Origin of the sequence: Henriciella mobilis (assembly GCF_003576315.1) — a bacterium.
Taxonomy (GTDB): Bacteria; Pseudomonadota; Alphaproteobacteria; order Caulobacterales; family Hyphomonadaceae; genus Henriciella; species Henriciella mobilis.
In genome coordinates this window covers 55,761-70,036 of the sequence record NZ_QWFZ01000024.1, presented here as the reverse complement: position 1 = coordinate 70,036, position 14,276 = coordinate 55,761, and the positions used below count along the sequence as shown (strand labels likewise).

Genomic DNA, 14,276 nt, shown 5'->3' with positions numbered 1-14,276 from the left:
CCGTGGAACAGTTTGCAAACACATGGGCGCCGCTACTCTACCTGGCGGCCGGTATCCTCTTCATCCTTGCCCTGCGCGGCCTCTCCAGCCCGGCGACCAGCCGGAAAGGTAACCGCAATGGCATGATCGGCATGACCATCGCGGTGGTCACGACGCTGGTCCTGCTCTGGGAAAGCCTCGACCCGACCACCTGGGCGATCCTGATCGGCGGCGCCGTAATCGGTGGCGCAATCGGCGCGCTTATTGCCCGCCGGATCGCCATGACGGCGATGCCGCAGCTTGTCGCCGCCTTCCACTCGCTGGTTGGCCTTGCCGCCGTGCTCGTCGCCGCTGCCGCACTCTATGCGCCGCTTGGCTTCGGTATTGGTGTCGTGGGCGACATCAACCTCGTCTCGCTGATTGAGCTGTCGGTCGGCTCGGCCATCGGTGCGCTGACCTTCACCGGCTCGGTGATCGCCTTCGCCAAGCTCAACGGCAACATGTCGGGCTCGCCGATCCTGCTGCCGGCCCGCCACCTTCTGAACATCGCACTGGCTGCCGGCATTGTCGCGCTCGTCGTGGTGCTCATCATGTCGAGCGGCGCTGCGACCTGGGCGTTCTGGGGCCTCACCGTCCTTGCCCTGATCCTCGGCATCACGCTGATCATCCCGATTGGCGGGGCAGACATGCCGGTCGTGGTCTCGATGCTCAACTCGTATTCCGGCTGGGCAGCGGCGGCGCTTGGCTTCACGCTCGGCAACTTCGCGCTGATCATCACCGGCGCGCTGGTCGGCTCGTCCGGTGCGATCCTGTCCTACATCATGTGCAAGGGCATGAACCGCAGCTTCATCTCGGTCATCCTCGGCGGCTTCGGCGCTGATGATGATGGCGGCGCGTCCGCGGGCGCGCAGGTCGACCGGCCCTTCAAGCAGGGCTCGGCTGACGATGCGGCCTTCATCATGAAGAACGCGTCCAAGGTCATCATCGTGCCGGGCTATGGCATGGCGGTGGCGCAGGCCCAGCACGCCCTGAAGGAAATGGCCGAGCTGCTGAAGGAAGAAGGCGTGGACGTGAAATACGCGATCCACCCCGTCGCCGGACGCATGCCGGGCCACATGAACGTGCTGCTCGCCGAGGCGCAGGTGCCGTATGACGAAGTGTTCGAGCTGGAAGACATCAATTCCGAGTTCAACACTGCCGACGTCGCCTTCGTGATCGGCGCGAATGACGTGACCAATCCGGCCGCAAAGACCGACAAGTCCTCGCCGATCTACGGCATGCCCGTCCTCGACGTCGAGAATGCCGGCACGGTGCTCTTCATCAAGCGCTCGATGGGCTCCGGCTATGCCGGCATCCAGAACGAACTGTTCTTCAAGGACAATACGATGATGCTGCTGTCGGACGCCAAGAAGATGGTCGAGGAGATCGTCAAGGCGCTGTAGCCAATACGGCCAAGCGGCGGAAACCGGTCCCGTGGATCGGTTTCAGGCCGACATTGCAAGACCGGCGGAGCCCAGAGCTTCGCCGGTTTTTTCATGAGACCTGCCGCGCCATTGCAGCGCCGGCAACCGGTCCAGTTCGGGCCGCGCAAACAGGAACCCCTGCATCAGCCGGACGCCGAGGCCATACAGGACCTCGAATTCCTCTGGTGTCTCGATTCCCTCGCAGACGGGCGTGATGCCGAGGTCGCGGGTCATGTTCAGGATGTGCCGGACAATCGCCTGCTTGGCGCTGCTGGTGTCGATCCCGCGAATGAGCTCCATGTCGAGTTTCACGAAATCCGGCTGGAACGCCGACAGCAGGCCAAGCCCGGCATAGCCCGCGCCGAAATCATCGATCGCGGTCGAAAAACCCATCGACCGATAAGAGCGAAGGATGTTGAGCAGGTGATCGGTGTCCAGCCGCTCGCTCTCGGTAAATTCGAACAGGATACGGTTCGTCGGGAAGCCGGACTCCAGGGCCGCAGACAGCGTCTTGCGAATGCAGGCGCGCGGTTCGTAGACCGCGTTCGGCAGGAAGTTGATGGAGAGAAATGGCGCAGCCGCGGCATCGCGCAGCCCCAGCGCAGACGCCTGCGAAATCGCCGTCACGCGGCACGCCTGGTCGAACTGGTAGCGGGTTTCATCCGTGACCCGCGACAGGACTTCCCCGGCGCCTTCGCCGTCACGCCCGCGCACAAGTGCTTCATAGGCGAACACCTGCAAGGCGCCGAAATCAAAGATGGGCTGGAACGCCATCGTGATGCCGAAATCGGTATCGGCGGCGTTTCTGCAGCGGTTGCAATCCGTCATCATCCCGGAGTTTCTCCCCTACTCGCTACAGATTACGGCGGCTTGGTTACCGAGTTCTTTTCGGGCTGACACCAGGCGCAGCAGAAAGCAGGTGCGAGGGCCAGGCCTCTGTCATCCATTCCCGTGACGTCTGCGGGAAGGTTTCGCCAAGAGCGACAATAATGGGTCGTTGCGGGCTTTTCGCCTTGATGTAAGGTCTCGCCATTCGCAATGAGGACGACGACCTTGAAACCATCAAAACTCATCGTCACGGCTGCCGGAGCGTGCTCCGCGCTGGCCGTGCTTTCTGCCCCCTTCTCCGCCATGGCCCAGGAAAAGGGGCCCGTCACCATCGAGGCGCTTGCCAAGCTGAAGCGCGTGTCTTCGCCGGCGATCAGCCCCGATGGCGAGTGGATCGCCTATGTGGTCGAAGGCCGCGTCGAGGGCGCTGACAAGACGCGCGCACAGCTCTTCATGGCCTCCGCCGATGGCAAGACCGTGCTGCCCATGACGTCGGACGCCTATGACGCCCACAGCCCGCAATGGAGCCCGGACGGCACACAGCTCGCTTTCCTCGCTGCGCGCTCCGACCTTGATGAGAACGCCGCGACGCAGGTCTGGACACTCGACATGCGCGGTGGCGAAGCGCGCGCCTACACCCAGGTCACGCAAGGTGTCTCCGGCTTTGAGTGGGCCCCCGACGGCAAGCGCATGCTGCTGATGATCCAGGATGAAGGCGAGAATGCCCGCAAGAAGCGCGAGGCGCGCGAGGCCGGCGAAGACGAGCCCGAACTGCCTTGGGTGATCGACCGCCGCCAGTTCAAGGAAGACGGCGTTGGCTATCTCGACCGCTCGCGCACCCATATCTACGTGATCGCCGAACGGCTCGCAGAGCCGGTGCAGATCACCGATGGCGACCGCGACGACCATGGCGCGACCTGGAGCCCGGATGGCACCAGGATCGCCTATGCCACCAATGTGACCGAGGACCCGGACGGCAACTACAATACCGACATCTTCGTCATCGACGCGGCCGCTGGCAGCACCCCGGTTCAGGTCACGACGAATCCGGGCGGTGAGACATCGCCGGCCTGGAGCCCGGACGGCAAGACGCTCGCCTATACGACGTCGCTGAAGCCCGAGCTGCTCTGGTATGCCACCAGCCACCTTGCCACCTCGCCCGCGACGGGCGGGTCCGTCCGGCTGCTGACGGAAAGCCTCGACCGAAACGTCTTCGATCCGGCCTGGAGCCCGGATGGCAAGTCCATCTACTTCACGATCGAGAATGAGGGCATGCAGCCGATCATGGCAGCTGATGTCCGCACCGGACGCCTCAGCCAATACGTCTCCGGCCAGTTCGCCATCTATGACTATGACGTCGCCGGCAATGGCGACCTCGCGCTGCGGCTGACCAATCCGACCCTGCCTTCGGAAATCTTCCTGAAATCCGGCCGTCAGCTCACCCAGGTGACGCGGACGAATGAAGCGGTGCTGGATACGCTCGACCTCGCCAAGCCGCAATTTGTCTCCTTCGACAATCCGGACGGCATTTCGGTCGATGAATTCATCTATCCCGCCAAGGGCGTCACCGGCCCGGCCCCGGCCATCCTGTTCAATCATGGCGGCCCGGTCGCGCAATATGACTACAGCTTCGAACCCTTCGCCCAGCTCTTCGCGGCCAACGGTTATGCGACCGTTATGGTCAATCCGCGCGGATCAAGCGGCAAGGGTGAGGACTTCAAGAAAGCGATCTTCGCCGAATGGGGCGTGAAGGATTTCGCCGATGTCATGGCGGGCGTCGACAAGGCCGTCGATCTTGGCCTTGTCGATCCAGACCGCCTCGGCGTCGGCGGCTGGTCCTATGGTGGCATCCTGACCAATTACGTCATCACCCAGACCGACCGGTTCAAGGCAGCGGTCAGCGGCGCCAGCGAAGTCAACTACACGGCCAATTATGGCCATGACATCTATCAGCGCGAATGGGAGATCGAGCTTGGCCTGCCATGGGAAAACCAGGAAGGCTGGGACGCCATCTCGCCCTTCTGGGACGCACCGAAGGTCACCACGCCGACGCAATTCATGGTCGGCCAGGAGGACTGGAACGTCCCGGCAATGAACTCCGAGCAGTTCTATCTCGCACTCAAGCGGCTCGGCATCGACACCAAGCTGGTCGTCTATCCGGGTGAGGATCACTCGATCGACCGGCCGAGCTTTGTCGATGACCGCTACCAGCGGTTCATCGACTGGTACGACACCTATCTGAAGCCGTAAGGCAGATGCCGGTTTCCGGCCTGCGCCCTAGCGGGCGTGGGCCGGGCCGAAGATCAGCGCGTTTGCGACCAGCAGGTTGAGACCATTCAGGTAGGCGCGCGTGAACGGGCTTTCGGTGAAGGCGATCACCATGCCCTCGCCATGCGGCTCGACCATGACGAAGGGCTTGAAGGCGATCTGGGCCCGGTTCTCTTCCCAGAGATAGCCGCTCGCCAGCAGCTCATCGGCGGCTGCAAAGTGGAACACGTTCGTCCCCTCATCTGCCATCAGCGGGCGGTAGACGCTGGACCCTGCATAAAGCGCGATCGCTTTCGCATAGCCCGAAGACAGCCAGTGGTCGGTGTTGGCAACGACATTGGCGAGCACGCCCGGAACATCGTCCGGCGCAGCGTCCGGGTCTGCGATCATGGCGTCATAGGCATCCTTGCCCGCGATGTGCGTGCCGTCTGCCCGGGTCTCTTCCTCTTCGCCTTCGCCTGACGCTTCTGCAGCCGAGTCGCCATCGGCATAGGCCTTTTCCAGCTTCGTCGAGAGCAGGCCCGCATCCGCGCTCGCCAGGAAGTCGACAGCGCCGCCGACGCCAACCAGGACGCCGCCCTGCTCGACAAAGGCTTTGAGCGCTGCGGCGCCGCCGTCTCCGAGACGGTGCGCAAAATCGCCCGACGTATCGGGCACGATCAGCACGTCATATCTGCCGAGATCGGCCCCCGCCAGATTGTTCACGCGGATCGGCGCGACCGGAACAGAAAGCTGGCGCTCGATCACGTAACGCGTCGCGCCGGTTTCGGTCGGTATCGTGCCCTCGCCCCAGGCCATGGCGACCCTGGGCATAGCCACTGTCTTGAACTTGTCGCTGCCATAGTTGGGTCCGTCTTCGACCCAGCTGGTCTGCAATGCGACGACTTCGGCGCCGATTTCGCTCGCCATCCGGTTCAGCATCGCGCCGAGCCCTGCGGTATTGTCGGCGACGGGGAAGATGATCGTGCCGCGTGGGAAGGAGCGCCCGCCGGTGATGAAGGCCTCTTCGGTCGCCTTGCCGACAGCGCCTTCCTTCAGGGCCGCCAGGGCGAGTTTCGCGCCGCCCGTATCAGTCCACGGGATGGCATAGCCGAACGCTGCATTCGGTGCCGTCACGGCCGGGATCGGGTCATCGGCGCCCACCAGGCTTGCCGACGACAGGTTCACGCGTGAGCACGTCGTGCTGGTCACGCCATCCATGAGCGGCAGCGACCAGGCCGTCACATCGTAAAGCTCGTGATTGAGCCCGCGGTCACGGCGCCCTTCCTGTTCGGCAACATAATCGGCCGGCAGCGCGGTTTCCTTTTCGAGCAGCGTCGCAATGCGTCGCCCGGCCGGCTGGGCGCGGTCAACGACCAGGGCACCGGACGGATAGCGCGTGCCGCAAGCCTCGAAGCCCGGTCCAACGCGCTGGACGGCAATCTCCTGCGCGGCGAGCCGGCGGCCAAGATCCTCGACCTGCCATCTGCGCTCGGCGAGGTCGAAGATGAAATAACGGCTTTTCGACTTACGCCCCTCATCGGCCACTTCGCTGCGATAGTCGGCAAAGTCCCCGAGGAACAGGTCGTGATTGTTTGCGACGACTTCAGCCGTCGACAGGGTGGAGATGAAGTGGTGCTCGACGCCATCGCGATAGGTCAGCATGCTGCCGTCCTTGCGCTGGTATTCGAGGCCACGGGCAGAGCCCTGCTCATAGGTCATCGCCACCGCGCCGCCGAGCTGCGGCCACATGTCGGCATAGCCCGGATAGAAGGCATCATAGACTTCGCGGGTGAAATATTCGAAGCCGCGGCTGTCGAACCAGCGGGCATGATTTTTCCCGATCAGGGTCTGCTTGGCGCGTTGTTCGTCTCTGATATAGGGATTGAACGGGTCAGCCGATGGCGCAAAGAAGTAGGTCTCTTCGCCGCCCATTTCGTGGACGTCCACAACGACGACCGGATACCAGTCCAGCATCTGCTCGACGCGGCCAACGGTTTCCGGTTGCGTCATCGCAAACCAGTCGCGGTTCATGTCGAACAGGTAGTGATTGTAGCGCCCGCCCGGCCAGGGCTGGTCATGTTCGGCGGTTGCCGGATCGGCGGATGTTTCAAGGCCGCGCGCAGCTTCGAAGGATGCCTTGAAGCGGGCGCGCCCGTCGGGGTTCTGCATCGGGTCGATGATGACGATGGTCTCGTCGAGGATCCTGTCGACCGTCGCATCGTTTTCTGCAGCGAGCAGGTGATAGGCCAGCGTTAGCGCGGCGTCGGTGCTCGAGATTTCATCGCCATGCACGCCATAGGACAGCCAGACAACGGCCGGCGTCCGGGCAACCAGGGCCGCGCGCTCACCCGCCGAAAGCGTGCCAGAAGCGATAGACTTGATGTCGGCCTGGATCTCGTCGATGCGGGCCATGTTCTCCGGCGAGCTGATGACGCCGTAGACCAGCTTCCGGCCTTCCCAGGTGCGCGCATACTCATTGAGCTTCATCCGGTCCGGGGCGGCGTCGGCCAGCATTTTCATGTAGGCAAGCGCATCGGCAGGCGCGGTTATCTCCTCGCCGGGAGAATAGCCAAAGGTTTCCTGAAGCGTCGGAATGGCCGGATCGGCCTCGATGTCGATGAAGGACTGCGCCACCGAAATTGGTGATAGCCACGCCGCAGCGGCCATCAGGCCGCCAATCAGGAATCCACGCATAAGTCTCTGAACCTCCCCAATACGATGCATGCATATTAATTGGAGAGCAGAGCCAAAATACAGGCTTGTGCTGCTTTCAAGCAGATTCCCCCGGCGAGTGTGTCACCGAACGGCTTTTGATGCGGCGGCAGGCAGATTGTGGTCAGAGCGCCAAACCGCAGGATGGTGTGGCTGGCTGGTCAGTCTTTTGGCGTCACATCCGGATCGGGGACGCTGTAGCCATCTTCAAGACGGTGGCCATCAGGCATCTTCCTGACGGCTGCATGTTTGCCGACCTGGGTACTGGAGGCATCATCGGTATCGTCATTCGGAACGTTCGGCACGCGCTCATCGGACATGCCGGTCACGAGATCGGCGTCGTGCTCCTGCTGATTGGCCACAGGTGAGCCGTCCTTGTAGCCCGCAGCGTTCGTGGGCTGGTCTTCGACATCCTCGCCTTTCTTGAAGCCTTCGCCATATCCGCGCTGGCGTTCGACTTCCTCAATTCTCTGATGGTCGCGATCGGCCATGAATGCCTCCTTTGTCATCTCTTGCCGTAAAAACGGGCAACCCCGCACGCTGGTTCCCCGGCTCTGCCAGGACGGCCCCCTTCGCCGGCCCCGAAACGCTGCGAGATGGACAGGGTCTGCGACGCACGTCATGACGTTGGGTCATGGGGCGATCTCTGAACATTGCCGTTTGCGGGGCCGGGATCGGAGGCCTTTCGGCCGCTGCCCTTCTGGCCCGGCAGGGACACAGCGTCACCCTGCTCGACCAGTTCGACGCGCCTGCCCCGGTCGGCTCTGGCCTGATGCTGCAGGTGACCGGCCTGACCATCCTCGACCACCTTGGACTGGCAGACGATATCCGACAGCTCGGCAGCCCGCTGAAGCGGCTGTGGGGCCTGACGACACCGTCGCAGCGCCCGGTCCTCGATGTGCGGTTCGAGCAACTGCGGGCCGGGCTCGTCAGCTATGGCGTGCAGCGCGGGCTACTGTTCGGCCGGCTTCTGGCGGCCGCGACACAGGCCGGCGCCAACTTGCTCACCTCCCGGCGCGTCGAAAGCGTCGATGCGAAGACGGGCGACATCATCCTGGAAACGGGGGAGTTCCTGAAAGGCTTCGACCTTGTCGTCGATGCCCTCGGCGTGCGCTCGCCCCTGACGCGAACACCGCGCAAGGAACTCGCCTATGGCGCACTCTGGGCCACCCTGCCCTGGCCGGCAGACGGCCCGTTCGACGAGACAGCGCTGGAGCAGCGCTACAAGTCGGCCCGCAAGATGGCCGGTGTCATGGCGTCGGGCCGCACCGCCTCGAACGGCCCGGTCAGCCTCACCTATTTCTGGTCGATCCGCCGCGATGACGAGGCCGCCTGGCGCGCCGCGCCGCTGGACGACTGGAAGCGCGAAGCCCGCGCCCTCTGGCCGGAAACCGAGCTTCTGCTCGACCAGGTCACTTCGCATGACCAGCTGACCTTTGCGCGCTATCGCCACCGCACACATCCCGATCCGGTCGGTGGCCCGCGCCTCGTCCACACTGGCGACGCCTGGCATGCCGCCTCACCGCAGCTAGGCCAAGGCGCGAACATGGCGCTGCTGGATGCCTGGGCCCTCTCGCTGGCGCTGGAAGGGTCCGAGGACATTCCCCGCGCGCTGGCCCGCTATGTCGCCCTGCGCCGCAACCATATCCGCCTCTATCAGGCGATGAGCTGGCTGTTCACGCCGGTCTATCAGGGTGACAGCCGCATCATGCCCTTCCTGCGGGACTGGCTCGCTGCCCCACTCACCCGCGTACCGCCCGCGCCGAAGCTGCTCGCCGGCATGGTCACCGGAGCGTTCGGATCGCCGCTGAAAAAGCTCGGCCTGACGCCCATATCTGGCCCCTGATCTGGACCCGGCCCGCACCCCGTGCGATGAGGCGAGGCTCCTATTGGTTGCAAATGCAAAGAGTGCCCATGCCTGCCGATCTCGACATGCTGAAGACCATCGAACAGCGCCTTCTCTGGCTGTCGGCCTGGACGGTCCACAATGCCAACAACATCCGGCCCAAGGAAGAAGGCGCGGTGAAGGTCGGCGGCCACCAGGCCTCCTGTGCGTCCATGGTGCCGATCATGACGGCGCTCTACTTCCATACGCTGAAGCCGGAAGACCGCGTCGCGGTGAAACCGCACGCCTCGCCTGTCTTCCACGCCATGCAGTATCTGATGGGCAACCAGACGCGCGAGAAGCTCGAGACCTTCCGCGGCTGGGGCGGCGCGCAGTCCTATCCGAGCCGCACCAAGGATGTCGACGATGTCGACTTCTCGACAGGCTCTGTCGGCCTCGGCGTCGCGGCCACCGCCTTCAACTCGCTGGTGCAGGACTATATCGCCGCCAAGGGCTGGTCGAAGGAAATGAAACTCGGCCGGCAGGTCGCCCTCGTCGGCGATGCGGAGCTGGATGAAGGCAATGTCTATGAATGCCTGCAGGAAGGCTGGAAGCACGACCTGCGCAACACATGGTGGGTGATCGACTATAACAGACAGAGCCTCGACGGCGTCGTGCATGAGGGCCTCTGGGAGAAGATCGACGCCATCTTCAAGGCCTTCGGCTGGCGCACCGTTGTGCTGCGCCACGGCGTGCTTCAGCGCGAAGCCTTCAAGGAGCCGGGCGGCGAGGCGCTGAAACAGTGGATCCAGGCATGCCCGAACATGGATTATTCCGCCCTCACCTATCAGGGCGGCGCGGCCTGGCGCAAACGCCTGATGAACGACATTGGCGACCAGGGCGATGTCTCGAAACTGCTCGACAAGCGCTCGGATGAAGAGCTCGACGCGCTGATGAACAATCTCGGCGGCCAGTGCCTGAAAACCCTCACCGACGCCTTCGACGCCATCGACGACGACAAGCCGACCGTCTTCCTCGCCTACACGATCAAGGGCTGGCAGACGCCGCTCGCCGGGCACAAGGACAATCATGGCGGCATCATGAACAAGGCCCAGTTCGCCGACTTCCAGAAACAGATGGGCGTGCCCGAAGGCGAGGAGTGGGAAACGTTCGCCACCGTCGATGATCCCGACGCCCTCAAGGCCTTCCTCAATGACGTCCCCTTCTTCTCCGAGGGCACGCGCCGCTACAGCGCGCCGGAAGTCAGAAGCCCCGGCCCCGTCTGGCTCGATGACCGCGAACTCGCCACCCAGGCCGGCTTCGGCAAGATCCTCGACAGCCTCGCCAAGTCGAAATCAGACCTCGCCGACCGCATCGTCACCATGTCGCCGGATGTGACCAGTTCGACCAACCTCTCGGCCTGGGTAAACCGGCGCTCGCTGTTTGCCCGCCGCGAGGTCTCCGACACCTTCAAGGAGCAGTCGATCCCCTCGACCCAGAAATGGGAGTTCTCGCCCGACGGCCAGCATTTCGAACTCGGCATCGCGGAGATGAACCTCTTCCTCCTGCTCGGACAGGCCGGCCTTGCGCACAGCCATTTCGGCGAGCGGCTGATCCCCATCGGCACACTCTATGACCCGTTCGTGATGCGCGGCCTCGATGCGCTGAACTATGCCTGCTACCAGGATGCACGCTTCATCTTTGCAGGCACGCCGTCGGGCATCACGCTCGCCCCGGAAGGCGGCGCGCACCAGTCGGTCGGCACCCAGCTGATCGGCATGAGCCAAGACGGGCTTGTCAGCTTCGAGCCGGCCTTCCTCGACGAGCTGTCCATCATCATGGACTGGAGCTTCGACTATCTCCAGCGCTCCGGCGAGAACGATCCGGACGAGCGCACATGGCTGCGCGACGAGACCGGCGGCTCGGTCTATCTGCGCCTGTCGACCCGGCCCATCGAACAGCTCGGCCCCCGCAACCGCGACGATGAGGAATTCCGGCGCGGCGTTGTCGACGGCGCCTACTGGCTGCGCGAACCCGGGCCGAATTGCGAAGTCGTCATCGCCTATCAGGGCGTCGTCGCGCCGGAAGCCATCGAGGCGGCCGGGCGCATCGGCAACGACCGCCGCGACATTGGCGTGCTGGCGGTCACCTCCGCCGACCGGCTCAACTCAGGCTGGACCGCCGCCCGCCGGGCCCGCGCCCGCGGCCACAGCTCGGCGATGAGCCAGATCGAGCGGCTGATGGCGAAGGTGCCGCGCGACGCGACCCTGATCACCGTCACCGACGGCCACCCGGCCACCCTTGCCTGGATCGGCTCGGTCGCCGGCCACATGACCGCCCCGCTCGGCGTCGAGCATTTCGGCCAGACCGGCACCATCCCAGACCTCTACAAGCACTACCAGATCAACACCGACGCCATCGTCAACGCCGCCCAGCATCTGAGCGCAGGGCGGCGGATCAGGCTGGCTGGAAAGGTCTAGCTGACGGAAGAAGGCCAGGGCAGCCGAACCAGCAGACACAAGCTGCCCGCCCTCCCCGTCTCCACATTCGCGGTCGAAAACCCCGGATGCCCGGACATGAGTGGGTAGATGTCCCTATTTCGCCGGCCTCCATTTCCCGTATCTTGATCGCTCCCCGCAAACAGGTTCAGGCATCTGCCCTCCTCTTGCCGGGTCGGGCGATGACGGTCTGTCGCGTCGCCCATACGCCGCACGGGAGGTCCTGAATGGCTGATGCTGGCAAGACTGAGTGGGACACGATTGTCATCGGTTCGGGCATGGGCGGCATGACCGCTGCCGCAGCACTGTCGAAGTTTGGTCACAAGGTCCTGTTGCTTGAGCAGCATCAGACGCTGGGTGGACTGACGCATAGCTTCTCCCGCGATGGGTTCAGCTGGGATGTCGGCCTTCACTATCTCAGCCGCCTTGCCCCCGAGGACCGCGAGCGCGAACTGCTCGACTGGCTCTGCGACACGCCCATCGACTTCGTGTCGCTGGGGGCGATCTACGACATCGTGCAGATCGGGTCCGCCGAGCCACTATCGCTGTCGCGTCCATACGAAGCGCAGGAAAGGGACCTCAAGGACCGCTTCCCCGACCAGGCCGAAGCGATCGAGGCCTGGACGCATGCGCTGCGCGAAGGGCGCGACGCGATGATGAAGATCATTCCGACCCGGGCCATGCCAAAGGGTGCGGGCGACATACTCGACTGGTGGAACCGGCACGCCCTTGCAAAATGGTGCGCCAGGACAACGCGGGAGGTCATCGACGATATTACCGACGATCCGGACCTCGCAGCCGTATTGGCATCGCAATGGGGCGACCATGGCGGGCGGCCCGGCAAGGCAAGCTTTGCCATGCACGCCCTGATATCGGCGTCCTATCTGTGGAGCGGGTCCTGGTACCCGGTCGGAGGCAGCGCGGCTTTTGCCCAGCACATGCTGCCGACCATATCCCGGCATGGCGGGGAAATCCGTGCCGGGGTCCGCGTTCGGGAGCTGATCGTCGATGGCGGCACCGTTGTCGGGGCCCGCACAGATGATGGCAGCGAAATTTATGCCCGGCGCGTGATCTCTGACATCGGCGCACGCGAAACGATCGACACGCTGTTGCCCGATGCCTGCGGGCACGAAAGCTGGATAGACGAGGTCCGCTCGCTACCCTCCAGCATCGCCCATTTCACCCTGTTTCTCGGCTTCGAGGGCGACATCGAAGCGGCCGGTGCAACGAAGGCAAATCGCTGGATCTACCCGAACGCAGAGACCGACGCCGTCTGGACGAATGCTCCCGACAGCCCGCCGCCGCAGATGACAGTTGCCTTCGGTTCGCTCAAGGATCCGGACCACGATCCCGGGCCGGAACAGAAACATACCGGCCAGGTGCTGGCCTGGACCGACTGGTCCACCGTCGCGGAATGGGCAGACCTGCCGGCCGGCCAGCGCGGCGAAACCTATGCCGATTTCAAGCGCAGGGCCGAAGCCATGCTGATGTCGCAGTTCGAGCGGTACTTCCCCGATCTTGCCAGGCTGGTCGTGTACAGGGAACTGGCGACGCCCCTGTCCACCGTCACCTTCACCGGGCACCGAAAAGGCGCATTTTACGGCCTCGACGTGACGCCTGAGCGCGTCCTGTGCGACGGGCTGCGCGCCCGCACGCCCATTCCGGGCCTGTTTCTTGCCGGTCAGGATGTCGCAACCCCGGGCATTCCCGGCGCCCTATGGGGCGGCCTGATGGCTGCCGCCAGCGTCGATGTGAAAGTGCTTTCGAAATTCAGGCGCTAAGGGCGCCTGATGACGTCCGCGGCGGTTGCATGGGACGGGCCTGACCGACCGGCCGCAGGCACTGGCGCTGCAGCCCTTACTGGAGCAGGTCCTCGTAAAGATAGCTGAACCGCCGGTGAGAAGACCGGTCGTTTTTCAGATCGAGTTCGTTTCGCCGGTTGAAGAATGCTTTGCGGTCCCTGGCCGGAACATCCACACGCATCTTCGCAATGTCCTTGGGCTTGTTTGGTGTGTGGCCATCATTCATGAGGTCTCTCCCAATGCATTTGCGGTCCAGCGGAGGGGCTTCAGGTTCACGCAAACAGCGTGAAGGCAGTGCCGACCAGCAATGTGTAGGCAAGCACGGCGGCCAGAATCAGGAAAATCTGGTATGAATTGCCGACCGTGGACTTGGTCAGGGTGACCGCCTGGGTCATCAGGTCCGGCCAGGTGTAGGAGACGAAATCGCCCTGCGTCATGATCGACGTCAGCCGGCCGTCTTCATCGACGATGGGCAGGCGCCGGAACCGCTCATTCGACATGATCCGCAGCCAGTCGATCAGATTGTCGTTCTCGCTGGCGACCCTGAGTTCGCTTGTCATGATCTCGCCGACGGACGTGTCAGCCGGATTGCGTTCCTCCGCGACGGTCCGCCGCATGATGTCCCGCTCGGTGACAAGGCCGAGCACTTTCCGGTCACTGTCCACCACGACAATGGCGCCGTAATTCTTCGACGACATCTTCTTTGCGGCGCCGAGAATGCTCTCCTCTGGGCCACAGGTGAGGGGATCGGGTTTGGTCGTGTATTCAACGCGGTCTTTGATTTTCATAGGCTTCTCGCTTTCCCCCCTCCAACTGTTCCGAAGCGCAGGCCTGTCAAGAAAAGCCCCGGATCCAGCCGCGCGGACGAAGGCGGGTGCCCTGTCATGCTTTGCTTGGGATGATATGGCGCGCAGTCAGC

10 protein-coding genes are annotated in these 14,276 nt (G+C 63.7%); 5 read left to right on the top strand and 5 right to left on the bottom strand.

The genetic code is table 11. The features are described from left to right. The first annotated feature begins 2 nt into the window (after positions 1-2). Complete coding sequence (locus D1227_RS13530; protein WP_119377204.1) at positions 3-1,421, top strand: NAD(P)(+) transhydrogenase (Re/Si-specific) subunit beta; 1,419 nt, start codon at positions 3-5, stop codon at positions 1,419-1,421. A gap of 42 nt (positions 1,422-1,463) precedes the next feature. On the opposite strand, the gene D1227_RS13525 is transcribed toward D1227_RS13530, so the two are convergent. Beyond that, positions 1,464-2,273 (bottom strand): EAL domain-containing protein, encoded by an 810-nt coding sequence (locus D1227_RS13525; protein ID WP_233349984.1) that lies wholly within the window; start codon positions 2,271-2,273, stop codon positions 1,464-1,466. Between the two features lie 222 nt (positions 2,274-2,495). Here D1227_RS13525 and D1227_RS13520 point away from each other — a divergent pair, with 222 nt between their 5' ends. Then, the gene (locus D1227_RS13520) at positions 2,496-4,520 is read left to right on the top strand and encodes a S9 family peptidase (RefSeq protein ID WP_233349982.1); all 2,025 of its coding nucleotides are present in this window, start codon (positions 2,496-2,498) and stop codon (positions 4,518-4,520) included. 27 nt (positions 4,521-4,547) lie between these two features. On the opposite strand, the gene D1227_RS13515 is transcribed toward D1227_RS13520, so the two are convergent. Then, entirely contained in the window at positions 4,548-7,214 is a 2,667-nt protein-coding gene (locus D1227_RS13515) for a M14 metallopeptidase family protein (RefSeq protein WP_119405018.1), read from the bottom strand. 179 nt (positions 7,215-7,393) lie between these two features. Beyond that, positions 7,394-7,723 carry a hypothetical protein gene (locus D1227_RS13510; protein ID WP_147373313.1) on the bottom strand — a complete coding sequence of 110 codons (330 nt, stop codon included), beginning with the start codon at positions 7,721-7,723 and terminating at the stop codon, positions 7,394-7,396. Positions 7,724-7,866: 143 nt separating this feature from the next. On the opposite strand from D1227_RS13510, the gene D1227_RS13505 reads away from it, so the two are divergent. The 3 genes from D1227_RS13505 (at position 7,867) to D1227_RS13495 (ending at position 13,336) form a co-directional block, all read left to right on the top strand. After that, the gene (locus D1227_RS13505) at positions 7,867-9,078 is read left to right on the top strand and encodes an FAD-dependent oxidoreductase (RefSeq protein WP_119405016.1); all 1,212 of its coding nucleotides are present in this window, start codon (positions 7,867-7,869) and stop codon (positions 9,076-9,078) included. A gap of 68 nt (positions 9,079-9,146) precedes the next feature. Beyond that, positions 9,147-11,537: a transketolase gene (locus tag D1227_RS13500; protein WP_119405015.1), complete on the top strand. Its 2,391-nt coding sequence runs from the start codon at positions 9,147-9,149 to the stop codon at positions 11,535-11,537. Positions 11,538-11,782: 245 nt separating this feature from the next. Then, positions 11,783-13,336 (top strand): phytoene desaturase family protein, encoded by a 1,554-nt coding sequence (locus tag D1227_RS13495; protein WP_119405014.1) that lies wholly within the window; start codon positions 11,783-11,785, stop codon positions 13,334-13,336. Positions 13,337-13,412: 76 nt separating this feature from the next. On the opposite strand, the gene D1227_RS19950 is transcribed toward D1227_RS13495, so the two are convergent. Next, positions 13,413-13,583, bottom strand: coding sequence for a hypothetical protein (locus D1227_RS19950; protein ID WP_158586652.1), 171 nt, complete (start codon positions 13,581-13,583; stop codon positions 13,413-13,415). Positions 13,584-13,629: 46 nt separating this feature from the next. Then, on the bottom strand, positions 13,630-14,145 hold the full coding sequence (locus tag D1227_RS13490; protein ID WP_119405013.1) for a CBS domain-containing protein: 516 nt from the start codon (positions 14,143-14,145) through the stop codon (positions 13,630-13,632). Positions 14,146-14,276: the final 131 nt, after the last annotated feature.